Origin of the sequence: Embleya sp. NPDC127516, assembly GCF_044765325.1 — a bacterium.
Classification (GTDB): domain Bacteria; phylum Actinomycetota; class Actinomycetes; order Streptomycetales; family Streptomycetaceae; genus Embleya.
Window position 1 is genome coordinate 20,620 of sequence record NZ_JBIWJT010000027.1, and the last position, 23,609, is coordinate 44,228.

17 protein-coding genes are annotated in these 23,609 nt (G+C 71.7%); 6 read left to right on the forward strand and 11 right to left on the reverse strand.

What is annotated here, in order from left to right; genetic code table 11:
* Nucleotides 1-417: 417 nt before the first annotated feature.
* Entirely contained in the window at nucleotides 418-3,723 is a 3,306-nt protein-coding gene (locus ACIRL2_RS37745) for a BTAD domain-containing putative transcriptional regulator (RefSeq protein WP_402238376.1), read from the reverse strand.
* Between the two features lie 306 nt (nucleotides 3,724-4,029).
* Between ACIRL2_RS37745 and ACIRL2_RS37750 the strand changes: the two genes are divergently transcribed.
* The 3 genes from ACIRL2_RS37750 to ACIRL2_RS37760 all read left to right on the forward strand — a co-directional run bounded on the left by ACIRL2_RS37750 (nucleotide 4,030) and on the right by ACIRL2_RS37760 (nucleotide 6,021).
* Entirely contained in the window at nucleotides 4,030-4,680 is a 651-nt protein-coding gene (locus ACIRL2_RS37750) for a hypothetical protein (protein WP_402238378.1), read from the forward strand.
* A 157-nt stretch (nucleotides 4,681-4,837) separates the two neighbouring features.
* Nucleotides 4,838-4,990 (forward strand): hypothetical protein, encoded by a 153-nt coding sequence (locus tag ACIRL2_RS37755; protein ID WP_395869659.1) that lies wholly within the window; start codon nucleotides 4,838-4,840, stop codon nucleotides 4,988-4,990.
* Nucleotides 4,991-5,094: 104 nt separating this feature from the next.
* Nucleotides 5,095-6,021: a MerR family transcriptional regulator gene (locus tag ACIRL2_RS37760; protein ID WP_402238381.1), complete on the forward strand. Its 927-nt coding sequence runs from the start codon at nucleotides 5,095-5,097 to the stop codon at nucleotides 6,019-6,021.
* A gap of 175 nt (nucleotides 6,022-6,196) precedes the next feature.
* Here ACIRL2_RS37760 and ACIRL2_RS37765 read toward each other — a convergent pair whose 3' ends face one another.
* Both ACIRL2_RS37765 and ACIRL2_RS37770 read right to left on the reverse strand, forming a co-directional pair.
* On the reverse strand, nucleotides 6,197-6,796 hold the full coding sequence (locus ACIRL2_RS37765) for a dihydrofolate reductase family protein (RefSeq protein WP_395869663.1): 600 nt from the start codon (nucleotides 6,794-6,796) through the stop codon (nucleotides 6,197-6,199).
* 307 nt (nucleotides 6,797-7,103) lie between these two features.
* The gene (locus tag ACIRL2_RS37770; protein WP_395869665.1) at nucleotides 7,104-7,955 is read right to left on the reverse strand and encodes an alpha/beta fold hydrolase; all 852 of its coding nucleotides are present in this window, start codon (nucleotides 7,953-7,955) and stop codon (nucleotides 7,104-7,106) included.
* 420 nt (nucleotides 7,956-8,375) lie between these two features.
* On the opposite strand from ACIRL2_RS37770, the gene ACIRL2_RS37775 reads away from it, so the two are divergent.
* Complete coding sequence (locus tag ACIRL2_RS37775) at nucleotides 8,376-9,890, forward strand: alpha/beta hydrolase (protein WP_402238384.1); 1,515 nt, start codon at nucleotides 8,376-8,378, stop codon at nucleotides 9,888-9,890.
* An 89-nt stretch (nucleotides 9,891-9,979) separates the two neighbouring features.
* Here the strand turns inward: ACIRL2_RS37775 and ACIRL2_RS37780 are convergent, their stop codons facing one another.
* Genes ACIRL2_RS37780 through ACIRL2_RS37790 form a run of 3 tightly spaced genes read right to left on the reverse strand, consistent with a single transcriptional unit; the run spans nucleotide 9,980 to nucleotide 13,225 of the window.
* A complete protein-coding gene (locus ACIRL2_RS37780) occupies nucleotides 9,980-11,446 on the reverse strand; it encodes a sodium:solute symporter (RefSeq protein WP_402238387.1) in 1,467 nt (488 codons plus the stop codon).
* Nucleotides 11,443-11,763 (reverse strand): hypothetical protein, encoded by a 321-nt coding sequence (locus ACIRL2_RS37785; RefSeq protein WP_402238389.1) that lies wholly within the window; start codon nucleotides 11,761-11,763, stop codon nucleotides 11,443-11,445. Before ACIRL2_RS37785 ends, ACIRL2_RS37780 begins: the two co-directional genes overlap by 4 nt.
* A 46-nt stretch (nucleotides 11,764-11,809) precedes the next feature.
* Nucleotides 11,810-13,225, reverse strand: coding sequence for an amidase (locus tag ACIRL2_RS37790; RefSeq protein ID WP_402238390.1), 1,416 nt, complete (start codon nucleotides 13,223-13,225; stop codon nucleotides 11,810-11,812).
* Nucleotides 13,226-13,507: 282 nt separating this feature from the next.
* On the opposite strand from ACIRL2_RS37790, the gene ACIRL2_RS37795 reads away from it, so the two are divergent.
* Both ACIRL2_RS37795 and ACIRL2_RS37800 read left to right on the forward strand, forming a co-directional pair.
* A complete protein-coding gene (locus ACIRL2_RS37795; protein ID WP_402238393.1) occupies nucleotides 13,508-14,818 on the forward strand; it encodes a CaiB/BaiF CoA transferase family protein in 1,311 nt (436 codons plus the stop codon).
* The gene (locus ACIRL2_RS37800) at nucleotides 14,815-16,410 is read left to right on the forward strand and encodes a carboxyl transferase domain-containing protein (protein ID WP_402238395.1); all 1,596 of its coding nucleotides are present in this window, start codon (nucleotides 14,815-14,817) and stop codon (nucleotides 16,408-16,410) included. The genes ACIRL2_RS37795 and ACIRL2_RS37800 overlap by 4 nt, the downstream gene beginning before the upstream one ends.
* Before the next feature lie 22 nt (nucleotides 16,411-16,432).
* Here the strand turns inward: ACIRL2_RS37800 and ACIRL2_RS37805 are convergent, their stop codons facing one another.
* The 5 genes from ACIRL2_RS37805 to ACIRL2_RS37825 form a co-directional block, all read right to left on the reverse strand.
* Nucleotides 16,433-17,449: an Lrp/AsnC family transcriptional regulator gene (locus tag ACIRL2_RS37805; protein WP_402238397.1), complete on the reverse strand. Its 1,017-nt coding sequence runs from the start codon at nucleotides 17,447-17,449 to the stop codon at nucleotides 16,433-16,435.
* 193 nt (nucleotides 17,450-17,642) lie between these two features.
* Nucleotides 17,643-18,800, reverse strand: coding sequence for an epoxide hydrolase family protein (locus ACIRL2_RS37810; protein ID WP_402238399.1), 1,158 nt, complete (start codon nucleotides 18,798-18,800; stop codon nucleotides 17,643-17,645).
* Between the two features lie 262 nt (nucleotides 18,801-19,062).
* Nucleotides 19,063-20,775, reverse strand: coding sequence for an ABC transporter ATP-binding protein (locus tag ACIRL2_RS37815; RefSeq protein WP_402238401.1), 1,713 nt, complete (start codon nucleotides 20,773-20,775; stop codon nucleotides 19,063-19,065).
* On the reverse strand, nucleotides 20,772-22,532 hold the full coding sequence (locus tag ACIRL2_RS37820; RefSeq protein WP_402238534.1) for an ABC transporter ATP-binding protein: 1,761 nt from the start codon (nucleotides 22,530-22,532) through the stop codon (nucleotides 20,772-20,774). The genes ACIRL2_RS37815 and ACIRL2_RS37820 overlap by 4 nt, the downstream gene beginning before the upstream one ends.
* 355 nt (nucleotides 22,533-22,887) lie before the next feature.
* Nucleotides 22,888-23,256: a VOC family protein gene (locus tag ACIRL2_RS37825; protein ID WP_395869686.1), complete on the reverse strand. Its 369-nt coding sequence runs from the start codon at nucleotides 23,254-23,256 to the stop codon at nucleotides 22,888-22,890.
* Nucleotides 23,257-23,609: the final 353 nt, after the last annotated feature.

Consider the following 23,609-nt stretch of genomic DNA (forward strand, 5'->3'; position numbering starts at 1 on the left):
CGGAAGGTGGGTTCGGTGCCCGCAACGTTCACGGTCCGGGTGCGCGCTCCGGGGCATCGGGCGTTGTCGACGAGCAGATCGATCCGGTCCGTCGCGGTGCGCACACGCCGGACCAGGCCGGCCACCTCGGCGGGTTTCCCGTACTCGGCGGAAAGCAGTCGAGCGGTGCTTCGGCACCCATCTCCTTCCGCACCGCGCGCAGCAGGTCTGCGACCTCGTCCTCTCGTCCGGCCCGCCGCCGGCCGACCGCCCCGCGCGCCGACACCCGCCGACCGCCCCCGACACGGGGTCCGGTCGGCGGGTGTCGGGCGTCCCGGCCGCAATCCCGCCACGGCGGGCGACAACGGCCGAATTCCCGGCGGGTGTCGGACCGCCGTGTTCCATCGGCGGGTGGGGCGTGGCCGCCTTCGACCGCCTTCACTCGTCGCTCGGTGTCCGCGTTCGGGCGGTGTCGGGGAGGGACGGGTCGGCGAGGAGGGCGTCCACGCTCGACGTGCCGTCCCAGGGGACATGCGTGCCGTACGCGGCGTCGAAGCGCGCGTCGCCCAGGATGTCGCGGGCCCGCGCCGTGATGCGGACCACGTCGTCCTGTTCGCCCTCGGGCAACGGGATACCGACCGAGCCGCGGGCCGCCGCAGCCGCGCCGAGCAGCCGCGCCGCGTGGTCGGCGTGGCCCCCCGACACCTGTGCGCCGGCCAGGCCCTCCAGCGCCAGCGCAACCGCCCGGGGGTCCCCGGATGCTCGGGCCGCGGACAGACCCTCGAGCTGCAACTCCAGGGCCGTCGCCGTCTCGCCCCGCAGCTCGGCGACGAACCCGAGCTCGGCCAGGATCAACGCCGGCAGGCTCGGCTCGTACCCCATCCGCCGGTGCACCTCCAGCACATTCCGCATGTGCTCCTCGGCGGCGTCCAGGTCACCCGCGCGGCGGGCCCCCATCCCGAGTCCGATCTCCGCGTACTGCTCGCCGAAGGTGTCCGCCTGCGCGACCGCGACCCGCTTGGCCCGCTCGTGGAACTCCCGGGCTCCCGGGTAGTCCCGGGTGAGCATGGCGACGCGTCCCAGGCCCGAGAGTTGGAAGGACACCTCCGGCCACAGCCCGAGGTCCTCGGCCATCCGCAGCCCCTCGCGGTGCAGCCGCCCGGCGCGTTCGTAGTCGCCCATCACCTCGGCCAGCGTCTGCAGCGGCACCATGGCCCGCAACTGCCCCCACTGGTCGCCCAGTTCCCGGAACAGCTCCAGGCTCCGCTCACCATGGCCGCGCAGCACGCCGAAGTCCCCACGCAGCTTCGCGTGGAAGGCCAGGCCGGCGAGCGCCGCGGCCGTGCCCCACCGGTCGCCGATCGATCGGAACGTCGCGAGCGCGGACTCGACCAGGTGCAGACTCGGCGAGGAATCACCGACGCCGTACAGGTTGGACGCCACGAACCACTGTGCCCGGGCCCGGGCCGGCGGGTCGTCGACGGTTTCGTACGGCCGCAGCGCGGCGCGGTACTCGCCGACGGGGTCCGCGCTGCCGCGGAGCGCCAGCGTGACACCGCCCAGCCAGGCCGTCGCCTCGGCCACCGACCCGGCGGGGGCATCCGTATCGACCGACAGGGCCGCGGCGAGGGAGCGTTGGGCCTCGTTGTTGCGTCCACGCAGACACCAGTACCAGGCCAGCGCGTTCACCAGGCGCAGCGCGCAGTCGGCGTCCCCGGCCCGCACGGCGCCGTCCAGCGCGGAGCGCAGGTTCGCGTTCTCGATGTCCAGCCGGCGCAGCCATCGGCGCTGCTCGTGGCCGCGCAGGTGCGGCTCGGCCCGCTCGGCCAGCGCCGTGTAGTAGGCGCGGTGCCTGCGCCGGTAGACCGCGGACTCGCCGGATTCCACCAGTCGTTCCGCGGCGTACGCGGCCACCGACTCCAGCATCCGATAGCGGGGTCCTTCGGCGCCCGGGCTCTCGGTCATCACCACCAGCGAACAGTCCACCAGGCGGGCCACCAGGTCGAGCACCTCCGCCCGGTCCACGCCGTCCCCGGTGCAGAGTTCCTCCGCGGCGGCGAGCGTGCACCCGTCCGCGTGTACGGCCAGGCGCCGCAGCACCGCCTGTTCCCGGTCGCCGAGCAGGTCCCAGCTCCAGTCGATCACCGCCCGCAACGTCCGCTGCCGGGCCGGGGCGCGGCGCGCACCCACCGCCAGCAGGTGGAAACGGTCGTCCAGGCGGGCGGCCAACTCGTGTACCCCCAGCGCCCGTACCCGCGTCGCGGCCATCTCCAAGGCCAGCGGAAGGCCGTCCAGGCGCCGGCAGATCGACACCACCGCGTCCAGGGTGCTGTCGTCCAGGACGAAAGGGGGTGCGGACGCGGTGGCCCGTGCCACGAACAACTCCACCGCGCCGAACCGGAGTACGTCTGCCGCGCTCAGCCCTTCGGCGGACGCAGGCTGCCGCAGCGGCGGTACCTCCCACAGCTGCTCGCCGGTGATGCCGAGCGGCACCTGGCTGGTGGCCAGGATGCGCAGGCCCGGGGCCGCCTTCAGCAGTTGTTCGGCCAACTCGGCCACGGGTTCGGCGACATGCTCGCAATTGTCGAAGATCAACAGGGCCGGCCGGTCCCCCAGCGCGTGCGCGACGCGCGCGGCCGACGACAGCGGCTCGTCCCCGGGGCGGATGGTGTCGTCCCGCACTCCGAGCACCGCACCGACCACCTCGTCGACCTCGGCCCACGCACCGGTCCGTGTGGTGGCGGATGTCGGTTCGAGCGCGGAGAACTCCGCCAGGTGGATGCCGGCGGGAAACGTCGCGCCAAGCTGCGCGGCGGTCGCCAGCGCGAGCTGCGTCTTGCCGACGCCGCCGGGGCCGGTGAGCGTCACCAGCCGGTGCGCGGCCGACAGCAGTCGCAGTTCGGCGACCGCCTCGTCGCGGCCGATCAGTGCGGCCGGCAGGGCCGGCACGTTGTTCGGCGGGCGGCTGGAAGGGGCGGCCGGCGCGGGTGGGGCGGCCGGGGCGAGGTCCTGGGTGAGGATCGCGTGGTGCAGGGCGGTCAGTTCGGGCCCCGGGTCGAGCCCCAGTTCCTCGGCCAGCCGGGTACGCAGATCCGCGTGGCTGCGCAGGGCCGCGTCCTGGCGACCGGCCAGATACAGCGCCCGCACGTGTGCGGCGCGCATCCGCTCGCGCAGCGGGTGCAGGACGACCAGGTCACTCAACTCGTCTGCGACGAGGGCGTGTTCGCCGAGTTCGAGGCGGGCTTCGGCTTGTTCCTCCAACGCGGTCAGCCGCTGCTCCTCGAGCAGGGTCGCCGCGGTGCGGGTGAACTCCTCGTCGGCGAAGTCGGCGAACGCGGGACCGCGCCACAGCGCCAGCGCGTCCGCCAGCACGGCGGCCCGGGTCCGCGGATCGGCGACCGCCCGCGCCCGCCCGAGCAGCTCCTGGAAACGGTCCGCGTCGACCGCGTCGGGTCCGACCCGCAGCTCGTACCCCGGCGGGCGCGAGACCACCAGGAGCCGTCCGCCCGGCTCGGCGTCCTCCAGCGCGCGCCGCAGTCGCCACACCTTCGTCTGCAGCGCTCCCGGGGGATCGCTCGGTGGCCTTGCCCCCCACAGGTCCTCGACGAGTCGGTCCGCGGAGACCGGGCGCCCCCGATGCACCAGGAGACACGCGAGAAGGGCGCGGGCCTTCGACTCGGGGACCTTGCTCTCCGAGCCGTCATCCGACCACACGCCGAGCGAACCCAGCACCCCGAAACGCATACGGCCAGGTTAGTCGACGGCACCCGGCGGCGGACGGGACGGCGCGGCGAGCGCCGAGCACGGGTCGGGAGCCGGCGCGGAAGGGCGGGAGCCGCGCGGTACGAACCCGGAAGCGGACCGGCAACCGAACCACAAGCCGACCCGGACGAGCCGGACGCGCCGCGAGCCGCCGAGCCCGAACCGAGAGCCGATCGAAAGCGGCGTGGCGTACCGAGGGACACCCAACGCGAAACGCGGATGCCGATCGAAGGAAGCCCCGGCTCCGGCGACCCCCGACTGTCCGGGAGGTGTGCAACAGTGCGCGCCATGACCTTGCGAAGCACCCCGCACGACTGGACGGAAACCGTCGCACTCTTCGAGCGGCGGGAGTTCCCCGAATCCTCGTACGGGAACCTGTACAACGAGACGTACGACGTACACGAGGGCAACACCTCGATACCCGGCCACTTCGACCTGGACGAGGCCGAACCCACCGGCACGGGCTACGTCATCGACGGCGATCTGACCGTCGACGGCAATGTCGTCAATGTGGACGACGGCTGCCCGGCACTGATCGTGCTGGGCGATCTACGCGCCGGGAACATCTACCTCGAAGGCGACGCCAAGCTCCTGGTCCAGGGAACCGTGCACGTGGACGCCTTCATCGGCAACATGACCGACAAACTCGTCATGATCCACGGCGACCTGCGGGCGACCGTGACGGTCCTGTCCGCCGAGTTCTCCCCCGACCTCGTCGGCGGCGAACTGCACGGCGGCGTGATCGCCCCCTCGTATCTCGAACTCGCCCAGGACCGCGATCCGGCCGCGCTGCTCGTCCCCGAGGTCCTGGTCACCGACGAGGACCCCGACGATGCCGACGACCGCCGCGGCTTCGACGCGCCGAGGGTACACGGCGGCCGCCTGCTGCGCCGCATCCGGAAGGGACTCCCGGTCACCCTGACCATCGAGAATCGGTGACCGCACAGTCCCGGGTCCCATAGCGCCACAAGAACCCTTTCCCTCCGCAGCCCCGCCCCCCGCACAGCGCAAAACCACCATCCGCACCCTGCCCATCTCCGGCGACAAACCCCTGGCCCCCGGTCACCCACAGGCCGGGGCAACCAGCCCCGCAGCCATGACCGAGACGGCGACACCAGACGACGACTCGGCCCGACCGAGCACCGCGATCAGCCCGGTCCCGATGAAGACCGGCTTCCGTCCGGTCGGCACGTTTACCGGAACGGGCGGCACGTTGTCCCTCGACCTGATCCTGGACCCTCCTCCCTGACCTCCCGAAGCCGAGGTCGCACGCGCAATACGCGAGCCGGCCCGGCGCGGCGGTGGCAAAAAGTCCTTGAGTCTCCAGTGAGGGGAGACGCCATGATGAGGGACATGAACGACGTGGCCCTGCATGCGATCGGGGAAGTCGCCCGACGCACCGGACTGTCGGTGAAGACCATCCGCTTCTACTCCGACTCGGGATTGGTGCCGTTCTCGGGTCGTAGCCCCGCCGGCTACCGGCTCTACGACCTCGACGCACTGCTGCGCCTGGACCTGGTCCGCACGCTGCGGGAGTTGGGCCTGGACCTCGCCACGATCCGTCGGGTGCTGGACCGCAAGGTGTCGGTGGCGGAGGTCGCGGCGGCCCACCTCGACGCCGTCGACGTACAGATCCGGACGTTGCGGCTGCGTCGAAGTGTCCTGCGAGTCGTGGCCACCCATGGCTCCAGCCCGGAGGAGACCAACCTCATGCACAAGCTCACCCGACTGACCGCGACCGAACGCCGACGCCTGATCGACGACTTCATCGGCGCCACCTTCGGCAGCGAACCCGCCTACCTCGATCTGGCGACCATGGTGCGCGCCGCCGCCCCCGACCTCCCCGACGATCCCTCTCCCGAGCAGGTTCGGGCGTGGGTCGAGCTCAACGAGCTCATCGGCGACGAGGATTTCCGCGACCGCATGCGCAAGTCGGCCGCACGCGAGGGCGACCGGGCCGATACCGGCATCTCCGACGAGGTACTGGAGGCCCTCCGCGAGCGGATCACCGCTGCGAAGGAAGCGGGCATCGACCCACTCGGCGCGGCGGCCGAACCCGTCGTCGAGGGCATCCTCCATGTGCTCGCGCGCGCGTACCCGCACGTGCCCGACGCGGAACTGCCGGCCTGGACGATCCGACACCTCGAACGGATCGATGATCCGCGCGTGGAGCGGTACTGGCGGCTGGTGTGGGTCATCAACGACTGGCACGTGCTGCCCGGTCTGCTCCCGGACTTCACCTGGCTGCTCCAGGCGCTGCGCAAGGACCGCGACCTTTGAGCGGAGGGCCGGGCGGCCCACCGGTTCGAACTCGGGTATCGGACCACCGGTGTGTTTTCCGAGCCGGGAACCGAGAAGGGGCCTCCCGTGCGGCCATGCGCGAGCGCATGCCGCGCGGGAGGGCCCCGGTTCGGCCTGGCGCCGATCACCCGTCCCCAGAACGGGTGATCGGCGGTCAGGCGCCGGCGGCCTTGGCCCGGTAGGTGGCCACGTGGACACCGGTGCCGCTGGTGACGGTGGAGACGAGGTCGAAGGCGCGCAGGGCGCCGTCGGCCGGGTAGATCGTCTTTCCGCCACCGAGCAGCACCGGCATGATCATCAGGCGGAGTTCGTCGGCGAGTCCTTCGGCGATGAGAGTACGGGCGAGCGAGGCGCTGCCGGTGACGACCAGGTCGCCGCCGTCGATCTCGCGCAGCTTCCCGATCTGCTCCAGGGCCTGGTCGCCCGGTATGCGGATGGTGTTGTTCCAGGTCAGGTCGTCGTCGGTGAGCGTGTTGGTCACCACGTACTTGGTGACGTTGTTCATGTGGTCGGCGAACGGGTCGCCCGCGCGCTCCGGCCAGGCGGCTGCCATGACCTGCCAGGTGTTGCGGCCGAACAGCATGGCCCCGGTACCGGCACTCCATTCGGCCAGGGCCTTGCCCATCACCGCCGGGTCGAAGTAGGGGTGGGTCCAACCACCGTGGGCGAAGCCGCCGTCGGTGTCCTCGTCCGGGTGGCCCGGCGCCTGTACGACACCGTCGAGGCTGACGAACTCGGCAATCACAATGCGCATTTGAGCATCTCGCTTTTTCTCGTGGTGGCGACGTCGGGTAGTCGGTGCGGTGGTCACCGGGACGGGTGCCAGGGCGCGTTGGATCGCGCCGCCTCCGCAACTCGCGATCCGGGACCTTCCGTTTTCCAGCTGGGGAAACGCTAAGTTGCATTCACCGGAAGGTCAATCGACAAGACCGTCAGTTTCCACTATTTTCCCAGGTCATAGCAGGTTACATCGTTGCAATGAAATGCCGCCGAACGCAAACACTACACATCAAACGTTGCAATGACCTGTCGCTGAACGCCCCCGGGAAGGGCTGTGGCGATCAGCCCGTCGGCGCCGACTGGTTGGTGAGGAACTCGCCGGCGGGCGGGGCCAGCAGCCCGACGTTCGGGTTGTGGCTGAGCTTCGGGATCTCGATGTGCCGGGCATCGGGCAGCACCGCGGTGGCGGCCCGGGCCGCGGTACGCAGCAGCGCGTCGCTGCGCGCGCCGGAGAGCACCAGCACCGGCACCCGTACGCCCGCCCAGTCGGCGGGGTCGAGCGGCTCGCCGCGCATGTACTCGCCCATCACCGCCCAGTCGTGCGGCGTGGAGCCGGCCACCGCCGTGAGCTTGGACCACATCGGGGTGATCCGCATCAGCCCCACGAACGGGGCGGGAATGCCCATCGCCTTGGTCATGAAGTACCGCACGACCTTGCCGCGTCGGTCGGCGGCGACCAGTGCGTGCAGGGTCTCGCCCAGGTCCGCCGGCGGCACATGGCGGGTGCGGTCGACGACGAACGGCGGCTCGAAGGCAACCACCCGACCGATCCCGGGAATTCGCCCCGAGGCGGCGGCCCGCAGCGCCAGGCCCGCGCCCGAGGACCAGCCGAACAGCGCCGCCGAGCCACCCTCGGCGGCGACCACCGCGGCCAGGTCGTCGATCTCCTGCGCGACATCGTGGCGCCCCGGGGTGTCGCCGCTGTCACCACGACCGCGACGGTCGTAGTCGACGACGGTCAGCCCGTACGAAGCGACCAACAACCGCGCCAGTTCCACCATCTTCGGGAACCCCCGGTAGCTGAAGGCGCCGCCGACGAGGATCACCGTCCCCCTGCTGTCACCCGCGGGCGTGTGCCGGTCGTACACGATGGTGGTGCCGTCGGCGGAGGTGACGGTGTGCGTGGTGGCCATGGAAGCTCCCGTGTCTGTGTTCCGGCGTCTCGCGTCGCTCTCGTTCCCGCTGCGAACGCTGTGATTGATCAGACCGGGCCCACCCGGAAAACTCATCGCCATCCCGGAACTTCTTTTCGATCACCCACTGCTCACCGTGGCCGTGCAGCCCGGCGCACGGGTCGCGGTACGCCGGGTCGAGTGCATCCGGCCGCGTGCCGGCACGCCGCCCCGAGCGATGCGTTCGTCCGACGCGGGATATCGCCGTGCGCCGCCGAAGCGCCGAGTGGTAGTCCTTGAGCTGTGATCACTCCCTTTCGAGCGGCGTCCTTCCGCCGTTCCATACCCGTGGCCGTAGCCTTGCTCGTGGCCGCGGGGTGCACCTCCGGCGCCGGCGACAGGGCGTCCGACACCGCCGTCGCGAAGCCCGTTCCCACACCGGTGACGACCGCGCCGCCGGCGCCCACCCCGCCGCCGGCAAAGCCCAAGGGAGCGGCGGACCCCGCGCTGCGTCCCTTCTACGAGCAAAAGATCTCGTGGCAGGCGTGCCAGGACGATCCGGCGACTCCCAAGAAGGACGAGGGCGAATTCCGGTGTGGGACCTTCAAGGTCCCGCTGGACTACACCGCTCCCGACGGCAAGTCGCTCGACATCGCCGTGATGCAACATCCGGCCGCCAAGCCCGATCAGCGGATCGGCTCGCTCGTGCTCAACCCCGGCGGACCCGGCGGCTCCGGCCAGGACTTCGTCAAGTACGCGTTCACCGAGTTCGACGGCGTCCTGCACGACCGCTACGACGTCCTCGGCTTCGACCCGCGCGGTGTCGCCGACAGTTCGCCCGTGCGCTGCCTGGACGACAAGACCCGGGACGAGCGCAACGCCCAGGACTCGCCGCACGATCCGATCGAGCGCAAGGCGCACGGCGAGCGGAGCGGCAAGGCGTTCTCCGCCGCCTGCCAGGAAAAGTCCGGCGACCTGCTCCCGTTCGTGGGCACCCGCAACGCGGCTCGCGACATGGACGTCCTGCGCGGTGCGGTCGGTGACGACAAGCTCAACTACCTCGGCGTCTCCTACGGAACCTACCTCGGCTCGCTGTACGCCGAGGAGTTCCCCGACCGGGTGGGCCGCCTCGTCCTGGACGCCGTGGTGGACCCGGCGGCCGACAAACTCGACGCGGCCATCGACCAGACCATCGGCTTCGAGCGCTCGTTCCGCGCGTTCGCCGCGGATTGCGCCGCCCGCAAGGGCTGCCCGCTGGGCGGCAACCCGGACCGGGCCGCCGAGATCGGCGCCGACTTCCTCGACAAGTTGCAGGACAACCCCCTGCGTACCGCGAGCCAGGGCCGCAAACTCACCTCCAGTCTCGGCTGGGCGGGCGCGAAGAGCCTGTTGTACGGCAACAAGGAAACCTCGTGGAAGTACCTGCGCGAGGCATTCACCGTGGCCATGAACGGCAAGGACGGCAGCGCGCTGTTGTTCTACGCGGACAACTACCTGGGCCGGGACAAGAAGGGTCACTACGACAACGGCTCGGACTCGCGCGCGGCGATCCGCTGTGCCGACGGCGCCGCTCCCGCTCCCTCCCCCGAGGCGATCCAGCAGGTCCTGGCGAAGCTCAAGGCCGACGCACCGTTGTTCTCGAAGGACACCGTCGCATCCGACATCGAGGGTCCCGGTTGCGAGTTCTGGCCGTATCGGACGCCCGAGAAGCCGCACGTGATCCGGGCCGAGGGCGCCGCGCCGATCCTGGTCGTCGGCACGACGGGCGACCCGGCCACCCCGTACGCCGCTTCCGAGAAGCTGGCCAAGGATCTCGCGCACGCGACGCTGTTGACCCTGGAGGGCGAAGGCCACGGCGCGTTCGGCCGCAGCAAGTGCGTCGACGCGAACGTCATCGCCTACCTCGTGGACGGCAGCCTCCCGGCGGCCGGAACACGGTGCACGGACGCGAAGTAGACGAAGCGGGCGAGATCGCCCCGTCGTCGTGGCGAACCCGCCGTGACCGGAAGGCAGATCCGGTCACGGCGGGTCTCGATCGGGTGCGCTCACACTCCCGCGGCGGCCGGCTTCGGCTTCCGCGGCGCGCGGTCCGCGTGCTCGGGTATCGACTCCGCGACCGGGCGCCGCGGCCACAGCAGGTGCGCCGCGAGGGTGACCGCGAGATTGGGTGCCAGGGCGATCAACCCCGCGTCCCAACTCCCCACGTCGACATGGGCGAACGTCAGCCAGCTCAGTACGCCGATGCCCGTCGTGATGCCCAGGAGCGCGGGCATCGCGGCCTGCGGGTTGCGCCGGCGCAGCGCCATCACCGTGGCCGGCGCCAGTTGCGACAGACCGCCGTAGGTGAGCAGCAGCAGGTTGGCGAGCAGTCCCGGGCGGCCCAGCGCCAGGATCAGGGCGAGGCCGGACGCGAGCACTACGCACGCGTGGTTGACCCGGAGTCGGTTGCGCTCGCCGCGTACGGGCACCAGGTTGTGCGACACCAGGGTCGAGATGCCCATCACGATCGCCGCCGACGGCACCATCGCGGCGGCGGCCGCGGCGACCGCGACCACGCCGACGAGCCAACCGGGCATCGAGTGCCCGGCCATGGTCAGCAGCACGCCGTTGCCGGCGCTGTCCGGCGAGAGTTCGAGCACGGCCGCGAATCCCACGATCACCGGGACCGCCAGGGCGACCTGGTACAGCGGGAGCCAGATGTAGTTCTGCCGCAGGGCGCGTGCGCTGCGCGCGGAGAGCACGGGCGGCCACAGGTGCGGCATCGTGTTCAGGCCCGATCCGATCGCGCTGATCAGCAGCGCGGTGGTGTACCAGGTCTTGTCGTAGTCGCCGCCGACCGTCAGCAATGACGCGTGGCTGTCCCGGACGGTGTCGAAGATGTGCGCGAACCCGCCGGTGACCGACATCGGCACCGCGATCAGGAGCGCGACGAGCGCGACGACCATGAGCACGTCCTTGGCGTACGCCACGCGGGCGATGCCCCGGATGCCGGACCACAATACGAAGCCCGCGGTCAGGACGGTCGCGAGCACCATGCTCAGGTGGCCGCCGGCCTTGCTGCCGGTGGCCAGTTGCACGATCAGCCCCAGGCCGGTGATCTGCAACTGCAGGTACGGCAGCAGGAACACCGCGCCGACCACCGCGACCACCTTGCCCAGCAGCGGGCTGGCGAAGCGGTCGGCGAAGAAGTCGGCCTGGGTCAGGTAGCCGCGGTCGCGGCCCAGTCGCCAGGTCCGCGGGCCGATGAAGTACATCGTGACGAGGGAAATGGCGAGATAGCCGAGCGCGTAGGTGGCCGCCACGCCACCCCCGAAGGCGAGACCGGCCAGACCCAGGAAGCTGAAGGTGGTGAAGGACTCGCCGGCCTGGAGGAACCACGAGGTCATGGCCGAGAAGCGCCGGTTGCCGACGGTCCATTCGCCCAGTTCGCCCTTGGCCGGCCGACGGGCGCCGACGCCGATCGCGGCGAGTGCCACGATGCCGAGCACGGTGATGACCATGGTGCTGTTCACGACGTGATCTCCGATGCGGCTGCGGCCTTCGTGGCGGACCCGGCGCCGTCGTGCTCGAGGTCGTCCCCGTGCTCGAGGTCGTCCCCGTACTCGACGTCGACCTCGTGCTCGACGTCCTCGTCGTCGTCCTCGGGGTGATCGGCGTAGCGCTCGATCGCGAACAGCGCGACGGTGCAGCCGACGGTCCACAGGACGGCCCAGACCAGTACCGAGGGCAGGCCGAGCCACAGGTGCGGGCCGTTGACGAACGGCAGGTAGGGAGTTGCGAAGAAGGCGAGCACGGGCAGCGCGGCCCATGCGGCGTGGCGTTTTCTCATCGGGGCTCCCTGGAGGGGACGGAACGCGGCGGGGACGAGGGCGGGGTCAGCCCCGGGGCGGGCGTCGGCGCCCGTGTCGGGTCGCGGCCTCGAACGCCGCGCCGATCCGCAGCGTGGTCAGGTCCGACCGCGGCGCGGTGACGATCTGCAGGCCGACCGGAAGGCCGCCGGGCGTGAATCCGGCCGGCACCGACAGCGCGGGGGCGCCGAGCAGCGTGACGTAGTACGCCGAACGCATCCAGTCGAGGTAGGTGTGCTGCGCGAGTCCGGCGACCGATTGCGGGTACTCCAGGTCGGCGTCGAAGGGCACGACTTGGCTCACCGGCGCCAGCAGCACGTCGTAGCGATCGAAGAAGTCGATGCCACGCGCGTACAGCCGACTGTGCGCGATCGTCGCGCGCGCGAGATCGTCCGAGCCGAGCCTGCGGCCCTCCTCGATGTTCCACACCAGGCTCGGTTTGAGCGCCGCGCGCGAGGAATCGAGCACGTGGCCGAGGCCGAGGTTGAACTCGTGGGCGCGCAGGGTGCGGAAGACGTCGTCGGCGCCGCGGAAGTCGGGGCTGTCCGACTCGACGTGGCAGCCGAGGTCCGCGAACACCGCGACCGCGTCCGCCAGGACGTCGAGCACCTCCGGGTCGACGGGCACGCCGGCGCCCAAGTCCGGTGCCCAGGCGACCCGCAGCCCTCGCGGGTCGAAGTCCAGGGGCGCCGCGAACGCCGAGCCGGGTGTCTCCAGGGCGATCGGGTCGCGCGGATCGGGCCCGGTCATCGCCGAGAGCAGCAGCGCGGTGTCGGCGACCGTGCGGGCCATCGGGCCGGCCACCGCCAGCGTCTGCCAACTGCTGCCTGAGGGGGCCTGCGGGACGCGGCCCGGCGTGGGGCGCAGGCCGACGACGTTGCAGAACGACGCCGGATTGCGCAGCGAGCCGCCCATGTCGCTGCCGTCGGCGATCGGCTGCATGCCGGCCGTGAGGGCCGCGGCCGCCCCGCCGCTGCTGCCGCCCGCCGAGCGGGAGGGGTCGTACGGGTTGCGGGTGGTGCCGAAGACGGTGTTGAAGGTGTGCGAGCCGGCCGCGAACTCGGGGACGTTGGTCTTGCCGATCCGGATCGCGCCGGCCGCCGTGACCCGGGCCACCAGCGGGTCGTCGTGGTCGGGCACGTCGTCGGCGTGCAGCGGGGACCCGTGGGTGGTGCGCATGCCCCGGGTGTGGTGGGTGTCCTTGAAGGCGATCGGCAGTCCGTGCAGCGGGCCGGTGGCCTCCCGGCGGGCGAGCGCCGCATCGGCCGCGTCGGCGGCGGCGAGGGCGCCCTCGGGGTCGAGGGTGACGATCGCGTTGATCGCGGGGTTCACCGCCGCGATGCGGTCCAGGTGCGCCTGGACGACCTCGCGGCTGGACAACTCGCGCCGCCGGATGCGGGCGGCGAGGTCGGTGGCGTCGAGGTCGGGGATGTCGTCGGTCATGGGTGTCCTGGTGCGAGCGGCGGCGGAAGCGGGAGGTGTGGGGTGGCGGCCGGAGGTGGTTCGCCTCCGGTGCGGCCGGGCCAGTCTGCGGATCGTTGACGAATTCAGTCAAGGGTTTGAGCAGCATGAACTTTTCGGCCGACGAGTAGCCGTCCGGATGTTCACGACCTTGCGCTTGTGGATCGAACAAGAAAACACACGGTCCGATCTAGACGAATTCGGCCATGCATGCTTATCTTCTGACTGTTTCAGTCAATAGACATCGCACACGTAAGGGGTCCCATGTCCGGCGATCCGTCCGGTATCCGCGGCCCGCTCGACGGCCGCCTCGTCCTCGACCTGTCCCGAGCCCTCGCCGGCCCACACGCCGCGATGATGCTCGGTGACCTCGGGGCCCGCGTGATCAAGGTCGAGCTACCCGGCGGCGGCGACGACACCCGGGGCTGGGGTCCCCCGTTCGTCGGTCCGGCGGACGCCCGCGAGTCGACCTACTTCCTGGCCTGCAACCGCAACAAGGAGTCGGTCACCGCCGACCTCAAGAGTGCCGAGGGCCGCGACCTGGTGACCCGGCTGGCCCGTCGGGCCGACGTACTGATCGAGAACTTCAGGCCCGGGGTGCTCGACCGCCTCGGCTTCACCGTCGAGCGCCTGCACGAACTCAATCCCGGCCTGGTCGTGTTGTCGATCAGCGGATTCGGCCACGACGGTCCGCACGGCGGGCGGGCCGGCTACGACCAGATCGCGCAGGGCGAGGCCGGCCTGATGAGCCTGACCGGCGAGCCCGGCGCGCCGACCAAGGTCGGTACCCCGATCGCCGATCTGCTCGCCGGGATCTTCGGCGTCTCGGGAGTACTCGCGGCGCTGCTGGAACGACAGGCCACCGGCCGGGGACGTGTGGTGCGGACCTCGCTGTTGTCCTCGATGATCGGCATCCACAGCTTCCAGGGCACCCGGTGGACCGTCGCCGGCGACCTCCCCGAGCCCACCGGCAACCAGCATCCCTCGATCGCTCCCTACGGGCTTTTCCACTGCGCCGACGGCGACATCCAACTCGCCGCCGGCAGCCCGGCGCTGTGGCGGGCCCTCGCCGCCGTCACCGGCCTGGATCCGGACGACCCGCGCTACGCCGGCAACGGCGACCGGGTCCGCCGGCGCGACGAGCTGGCGGCCGAACTGACGGCGGTCTTCGCCGGCGCGAGCGCCGCCGACTGGCTTGCCCGGCTCGACGCGGCCGGGGTGCCCGCGGGGAAGGTGCGCGGCATCGACGAGGTGTACGCGTGGGAGCAGACCCGGCAGCAGGGCCTGGTCGTCGAGGTGGAGCACCCCACGCTCGGAGCGATCGAACTGCCCGGACCGCCCTGGCGCTTCGACGACGGGGGGCGCCGCGAGCACACCGCGCCGCCCACCCTCGGCCAACACGACGCGAGCGTGCGGGCATGGCTGGACGCGCGGGACGCCGAGGACGAACACCCCTCGGACGCGCACCCCTGCGACCCGTCCCGGGCCGCCGACGACGCGCATCGCGACGCGGGGCACGTCGTCGCGGCCGACGTGCACCGAGCCCCGCGCACCGACGTGGGGACGCGCCGATGACACCCGCCGCCGCGACCCGCGGTCGGCCCACCGCCCTCGCCTTCGCCACCGACCTGCTCGACCCCGACAGCTTCCGCTCCTGGGACGAACCGATCCCGCCGAACGCCGCCCCGGGCCCGTACGCCGATGCCCTCGCGCACGCCCGCGCGCGCAGCGGGAGTGACGAGTCGGTACGAACCGGCGAGGGGCGCATCGCCGGGCACCGGATCGCCGTGCTCCTCGGCGAATTCGGCTTTCTGGCCGGATCGATCGGGGACGCCGCCGCGAACCGCCTGGTGGCGGCCATCCGTCGGGCCGGCGCCGAACGACTGCCGCTGTTCGCCTCACCGGTCTCGGGCGGCACCCGGATGCAGGAGGGCACGCCTGCGTTCGTGCGGATGATCGACATCACCGCGGCGATCGTCGCGCACAAGGCCGCGGGCCTGCCCTACCTGGTCCACCTTCGCCACCCCACCACCGGCGGGGCGTTCGCGTCCTGGGGCTCGCTCGGACACGTCACGACCGCCGAGCCCGGGGCGCTGATCGGGTTCCTGGGGCCGCGCGTGTACGAGGCGCTGCACGGCGCACCGTTCCCGGAGCATGTGCAGCGGGCGGAGAACCTGTACCGCAGGGGCGTCCTGGACGCGGTGGCGACCACACCCGAACTGCGCCGCCGCACGGCGCGGACGCTCGACCTGCTGTCCGGGGAACGAGCCACCACCACGGCACGAACCACTTCGGCGCACTCGGGCTCGGGGCCGGATCCCGGCGCGGCGCCCTCGGACCGGTACGGGAGTCCCCTCCAGGCGCCCCCGAACCAGCGTCCTCGTCCGGCCCGCGCGCCACACGGCGTCTGGCGGTCCGTCGTCCGGACCCGCCGGGCGGACCGTGTCGGGCTCGCCGACCTGCTGCGCCGCGCCGAAACGCTCGTACCGCTGTCGGGGACCGGGGCCGGTGAGCGCGACGACGCGATGCGGATCGCCCTCGCCCGGATCGGCGGTACGGCCTGTGTCGTGGTCGGCCACGATCGTGAACGGGCGGCCGTGGGCGGCCCCGTGGGACCGGGCGGCCTGCGCACCGCGCGGCGCGGGATGCGGCTGGCCGCCGAACTGGGCCTGCCGCTGCTGACCGTGATCGACACCGCCGGCGCCGCGCTGACCCCGGCCGCCGAGGAGGGAGCCCTGGCTGGCGAGATCGCCCGCTGTGTGGCCGACCTCGGGTCCTCCCCCGTGCCGACCGTCGGTCTGCTGCTGGGCGAGGGTGCGGGCGGCGCCGCGCTGGCGCTGATACCGGCGGTGCGCCGGATCGCGGCCGAACACGCGTGGCTGGCCCCGCTACCGCCCGAGGGCGCGTCGGCGATCGTGCATCGCGACACCACCCGGGCCGCCGAACTCGCCGACGAACAACGAATCGGCGCCCGGGCCCTGCTGGCAGCCGGAATCGTGCATCGCGTCGTCGCGGAAATCGCCGGAGCCCCCGGAGTCGCGGAAATCGCGGGAGCCGCCGAAGTCGCCGAGGTCGCGGAACCCGGGTCGCTCGCGCCGGGCGACTTCCTCGACCGACTCGGCACGGCGATCGCCGAGGAGTTCGCCCAGGCCCGAGCGGCCCGCTGAACCCGGCCGTACCGCCTGCGAGTCAGCCGACGCCGGCCCCGCGCCCGGCCCCGACCCGCGCACCGAGCAGTTCGCGCAGTCGTGGGGTCGGGGTCGCGCTGCGCATCAGGGGTTCGACCACGAGGTGCGACTGCACCGCCTCCACGCGCCGCACCCACGGCGAGGTGGTCAGGAACTCGTGCAGCGCCTGCTTCGACGGCTGCACGACGTCGACCAGGATCTGGTACTCCCCCATCACCACCGCCGCGTAGCGCACCAACGGCGAGTCGAGGAGCAGCCGACCCACCGCCTCGACGTCGTCGGGCCGGGTGCGGATCCACAACATGGCCTCCACCGGGAAGCCGAGCAGGGCCGGTTCGGTCGAGGCACGGATGCTCACCATGCCGGAACGGGTGAGCGCCTCCACCCGGCGGCGCGCGGTGGCCTCGGAGACACCCGCGATGGCGGCGAGTTCCTCGTGCGTTCGCCGGCCGTCCTCGGCAAGCGCGTGCAGAATGCTCCACTCCTCCGGGCCGACGTCGGCATCCGCCGGCTCGACGTGCTCGGTCGGCGTGGGAAACCGCGCGAGCGCACTCGCCTCGTCCGGGGCGAGGATGTCCGGCTGCCATTCGTGCACGGTGCGGAAGTACCGCAACACCGGCGCGACCTGTTGGGAGACCAGGCCGGGCAGGGTGGGCAGTTCCTCCAACATCAAACGCGCGAGCCGATCGGGCGGACACTGCACCTCGGCCACGCAGTCCACCGAGCCGGCCAGCACGTACGCGAACACGGTGCCGCTGCCGGACGCCGCGGCGATGGCCGCCTCGCGGACCTGCCCCGGCCGGCAGTTCAGCCGCACGATCACCGTGTCACCGCCGGCGACGAGGCCCGTCACGGTCACCGATCGGGTCTCCAGCAGGCGCAGCCCTCGGCGCGCCACGGTGCGCTCGGGCTCGCCGAGGGCGGTCGCGATCCGACGCCAGGAGGCGCGGCCGTCGACCTGGAGGGCGGCGATGATACGGCGGTCAAGGGCGTCCACGCCCGCGTCGACTGGGGTCACCGGAAACACGGTACCCACCGACCCTGCCGACCCGGGACCGCCCCACCGGGGCGACCGTGCGAGGCCGGTATCGGCCGACCGGCCATCCGTCGGGGCGGGGAGATCCGCGGAGCCGCGCGGGGCGCCCGACCGGAAACCTTCGGCCGAGCGCCCCGCGTCGATCACCCGCTCAATCCCTCACCCGCGCACCCGCTCACCCGCCGCTCGACCGCAGCGGCCGGAAGAAGGACCGCAGGTCGGCGACGACCTGGTCGGGTTCCTCGTGTGCCATGAAGTGGCCGCCGCGCTCCGGGATGTGCCAGTGGCGCAGGTCGGTGTGCACACGTTCGGCGAGGCTGCGCGGGTAGTTGCGGAAGGCGGGCTCATTGCTCAGGGTGATCGCCGCCGGGACGGTGATCGGCGGGACGGGAGTGTTCTTCGGGTAGTCGTAGTACTGACGGAACGACGAGCCGATGCTCCCGGTGGCCCAGTACAGGGTCGCCACCGTCAGCAGCGTGTCCCGGTCCCAGCGGGTCTCCAGGTCGCCGCCGCAGTCGCTCCAGTCCCGGTATTTGTCGGCGATCCAGGCCAACAGCCCGGCCGGTGAGTCGGCCAGGGCGGCGGCGATCGTGTCCGGCCTGGTCCACATGATCTCGCTGTAGCCCTGATCACCCTGGTCGTACGCGTCCAGCGCGTCCAGGAACGCCTGTTCGTCGGCGGTCGGCGGGGCGGTCCCGAAGTCGGCGGAGATCACGGCCGAGGTCAGGTGCACGCCGGCGACCTCCTTCGGGTACAGCGCGCCGAGCCACTGGTTGACGCCACCGCCGATGTCCCCGCCGAACGCGCCGAAGCGCGGGTAGCCGAGCGTCTCGGTCATCAACTCGTGCCAGATCTCGGCGACGCCGCGACGGGTGAACGGCCCCCGGGGCAACTCGGAGAACAGGAAGCCGGGCAGGGAGGGGATCACCACGTCGAACGCGTCGGCGGGGTCGCCGCCGTAGGCCGCCGGATCGGTCAGCGGCCCGGCCACGCGCAACATCTCCACAAAGCTGCTGGGCCAGCCGTGTGTGAGAATCAGCGGCATCGCCGCCGGCGCCCCCTCCGCCCGCCTGGCCTTGAGGTGCACGAAGTGCACACGCTTTTCGGCCACTTGGGCGGTGTACTGGGGATGGGCGTTCAGTGCCGTCTCGGCCGCGCGCCAGTCGAAGTCGTCGGCCCAGTAGGCGACCAGGTCGCGCAATTGCCCGGGGTCGACACCGGCGGCCCAGCGGGTGGAGTCGGAGGCGGTGGTGAACAGGGTACGGCGCAGACGGGTCCGCAGGTCGTGCAGGACGTCGTCGGACACGGAGATCCGGAAGGTCTCGACTGTCATGGTTCCTTCGTTTCGAGAGCGCGCTCACGCGCGGGGCACTCCCGAATGCGTCATACGGACGCGGCGAACGGGAGGGCCCGGTTCATACCGACACATGCCATGCGGTTGTTCATCGGGCTCACCTCCTCGTGTTGGTTGCGCGCGTCGCGCAACGGGCTCGATGGTACACACTTTCGCGTCGTCGCGGGCATCCGGCACGCCGCCCGCCGCCCGCCGACAACGGGCGGGCGGCGGGCCCGCGCCGACGGGCCGGCTCGACGCGTCAACTCAACGCAGGAGCAGGCGAGACACTCCAGAACTCGGCGTAGCGACCCCCGTGGCGCAGCAGTTCGTCGTGGCTGCCGGATTCGACGATCCGGCCCGCGTCCAGGAAGACGATGCGATCGGCGCGTTGCACGGTTCGCATCCGGTGCGCCACCATCACCACCGTCCGGCCCGCCATCAGGCGTTCGATGCCGTCGTGGACTGCGGCCTCGTTCACCGGGTCCAGCGCCGAGGTCACCTCGTCCAGCAGCACGATCGGCGCGTTCTTGAGCAGTGCGCGCGCGATCGAGACGCGCTGGCGCTCGCCGCCGGACAACAGCGCTCCACCCTCGCCGACGTGCGTCGCCCATCCGCCGGGCAGTCGCTCGATCACCTCGTCCAGCCGGGCCGCGGTCGCCGCCGCCCGCACCTCCGCGTCGTCGGCGTCCGGACGGCCCAGGCGTACGTTCTCCTCGATCGTGCCGTCGAAGAGATAGACGTCCTGGAAGACGATGGCGAACCGCTCCATCAACACGCGCGGATCGATCGCGCGCACGTCCACCCCGCCCACCCGCACCGCGCCCGCGTCCACGTCGTGGAACCGTGCGAGCAGCCGGAGCAGGGTGCTCTTGCCTGATCCCGACGGTCCGACGACGGCCAGTCGTTGTCCCTCCGGCACGGACAACGACACGTCGTCGATCACCGTACGGTCGCCGTGTCGAAAGACCGTGGACTCGAACTCCAGGCCGTGGCCCACCGGTTGCATCGGTTCGGAGGCTTCCGGCAGCGGCTCGGCGCGCAGCACCGCGTCGAGGCCCGCCAGCACGGAACGCGCGCCGCGGAGTTTGCCGGCGATGTCCGTCAGCGACAGCAACGGATCCGCGCAGCGGGCCGCCAACACCAGGATCGTCAGGACCTCCGCCGCGCCGACGTCCCCTTCGAGCGCGAGGTAGGCGCCCAGGACCAGCAGCACGGTGAACATCGCCTGCACCACGAGTGTCAGTCCCACCACGCCGGGCAGCGCCGACAGCGTGGAACGGCGGGACGTGCGCCGCACCTCCCGCAACGAGTCGTCGAGCAGCCGGAAGCGTTCGACGGTCCGGCCGCCGGCCCGCAACACCGGCTGGGCCTGCAGGTATTCGATCACCCGCCCGGTGGCCTCGTGGTCGCGTTCGGTGCGCTCCGCGTCGGCGGCGGCCATCGAGCGTGCGGTCCGGATCTGGATCGCCGCCACGATCGGTGCGGCGGCCAACGCGGCCAGCCCCATCTGCCAGTTGAAGGCGAGCATCACGACCGCGATGGTCAGTGGGGTCACGCAGGCGGAGACGAGCGGTGCCAGCAGATGCGCGATCACGCCCATGGCCTCCAGGACGCCCCGACTGGCCAGCGTGGACACCTCCCCGACGCGGCTCGCGCTGTACCAGCCGATCGGCAACCGGGCCATGTGATCGCCGAGTCGGTGGTACGTGCCCCGCAACACCGTGGTCCCGATCCGGAATCCGGACAGGTCGCCGCTGTAGCGCAGCACCGCGTAGACCGCGACCGCGCCCCCGAACGCGATCAACCAGGGCCAGGCGTCCTCGGGTGTGCTCCCGAACAACGCCCGCAGCACCGGGACCAGCAGTGCGTACGACAGGCCCTCGGCCAGCGCGGCCGTCGTCATCAGCGCCACGGTGCGGCGCATCGGCCGGGCGTGCTCGTTGCCCAGCACACGCAGCAACATTCGGATCATCGGGACTCGTCTCCTTGCGCCGCGTTTTCGGGGGCGCCCCCCTCGTCGGCGACAGCCGATCGGTGGGTGTGCCAGAACGCGGCGAACTTTCCGTCCTGCGCCATGAGTTCGGTGGGGCTGCCGCGTTCGACGATCGAACCGTTCTCCAGCATCACGACGGTGTCGGCGTCCGCGATCGTCTCCAGGCGATGCGCGATGACCAGCATGGTGCGATCGCTGCCCGGCGTCGCCAGGGCTCGGCGCACCGCGTGTTCGGTCTGCGGGTCGACGAACGCGGTCGCCTCGTCCAGCACCAGCACGGGTGTATCGGCCAGCAGGGCGCGGGCGATCGAGATCCGCTGCGCCTCGCCTCCCGACAGTCCGACGTCCGCACCGATCACCGAGTCGTATCCGCGCGGCAGTTCGAGGATGCGATCGTGAATGTTCGCGAGTCGGGCGGCACGCACGACGTCGTCCGGGTCGGCCTGCGGTACGGCGAGCGCGATGTTCTCCGCGACGGACGCGCGCAACAGGCGGACGTCCTGGAAGACGAAGGAGACCATCCGGTAGAGCTCCCGGCTGTCGAGCTCGCGCAGATCGACGCCGCCCAGGGCGACCGATCCGTGGGTCGGGTCGAAGAATCGCGGCAACAACTGGACCAGCGTGGACTTTCCGCTTCCCGACGGCCCGACGATCGCGGTGACCGTTCCCGGTTCGAGCACCAGGTCGATCCCGCGCAGCACCTCGTGCTCGGCTTCATAGCCGAATCGCACGTCGCGCAGTTCCACCCGGTGGCCGCGTGGTGCGACCGGGTGATCGGGCTCCGGTAGCACCGGCGCGTCGAGGACGTCCCGGATCCGGCCGACCGCGCGCCCGGCGGCCTGCATGTCGTCGAAGCCGTGGCCGAGAGCCGCCACCGGCGCGGTCAGGCCCAGTCCGAGCAGCAGGAAGGGCAGCAGATCGGCCGGGTCCATGCCGCCGTTCGTGATCAGCGCCGCGCCGCCGACGAGCACGACCAGCAGCACGAACGGCGGCGACAACACCAGCTGCATCGCGGCGGCGATCCGGGACAGCCCCTGCACCCAGCGGTGGAAGGTGTCGACGAAGTCGTCCGCGGCGGTGCGGAACTTGCGGTGGGCGCGCCCGGATCCGCCGAACGCCTTGACCACCGAGATGCCCTGCACGAACTCGACGACGGAACTGGAGATCCGCCCCATGGCCGCGTCGAACTCCTGCTGCTCGCCCAGCCGGGTCGGCGTCATCATCAACGGGACCATCGCCACGGCGAGCGCCACCGGGATCAACGTGATCAGCGTGAGTCGCCAGTCGATGGTGAACAGGTAGATCAGCGACGCGAGCGGCACCACGAACGCGGAGACGAGTTCGCCGGGGGCGTGCGCGATGAAGGGGTGCACGGCGCTCACGTCCTCCCCCACCACCTTGGCCAGTTCGCCGGTTCGCCGCCGGGAGAACCAACCGATCGGAACGCGCCCCAACCGTGCGGCCAGTTCCCGACGGAACATCAGCTGCACCCCGCCGTCGAGGATGTGCCCGATCCCCGACGACGCCGCCGTGAACACCAGCCGGACCAACATGCCGCCGGCGCCCGCGATCACGACCATCCGGACGTGATCACGATCGGTCGGGCCGGGCGACAGCAGGGAGCGGCCCAACTCGACGACCGCCAGCAGCGGCGCCAAACCCGCGAGCGCGCCGACGACCTGCAGGACGACAACGGCGGCGAAGCTCCATCCGTACGGGCGCAACAACCGCACCAGGCTCTTCCCCGCCGCCGCGTCGGCCTCCGGCGGGGATGGCGGGGATGGCGGGGATGGCGGCAGGGCCGCCGGCGGCGGTATGGACTGCGCCTCCGCCTGGGCGAGGTCGGTGGCCTTCATCGCTCTCCCGTCTGCGCCGTCAGCGCGGACTCCGGTCCAGGGCGCGGCCCGATCGACTTTCCGAACATGTTCCGAAAGTAGCATCGAGCCTCTCCCGTGTCGACCACGAGACCCGAGCCCACCCCGACGGCACGAGGAAGGAGGGGCGAGGCGCGTCCGCGCAACCGGCGCGCCGGCCGACCCCGGAACCCGCCGACGCACGGACCCTCGCGGCCCACGATCCGCAGCGCGACCCTCATTCGGCGCCGACCGAACCCTGGCGGTGCGTCAGCACGTTGACCACCCGGCCGTTGGGGTCGCGGACGAAGAACCGGCGTACTCCCCACTCCTCGTCCTGCAAGGGGTGCACGATCTCCGCGCCGCTCGCCCGTACCGCCGCATGGACCGCGTCCACGTCATCGACCTCGACGCTCACGTCGGGTACGACCGGCGCGGTCTTGTCGTGGGTCATGAAGGTGATTTGCGCGGTGGGGTTCGACGACGAGGCGAGCGTCATCACCCAGCCTTGGTTCATCACCTCCTCGAAGCCCAGGAGGCCGTAGAAGTCCCGGCTCTCCGCCATGGCCTGCGAGGGAAAATCGGGCATCACGCGGCGAATGGACATGGGCAGCTCCTGGTGACGGGCCGGTGGGCAGCGAAGAACCACCCGTCGGCGGGCGGACACCGACGAGGGTGCCCGAAACCGCCACCGCGGTCTTGTACAAATGGGAACGCCACGCCGAACGGCCGACGACGGCCCGTTCCCGGCGACGGCCCGTCCGGCAGCCGCCCGGCTTCGACGGCGAGCCGCACAAGACGCGCCGTCGAACCGGTCGTCATCGGTCGGCCGTGTAGCGCTCCCAGGGACGGCCCAGGCCCCGGCCGCGGCCCCACCCGCTCGACGGCGGCCGCATGCCTGTCGGCCGACTGCCCGCCCGGCCCGCGCACGAAGCCGGCGCCGCCGCGTGCCGCGCGCTG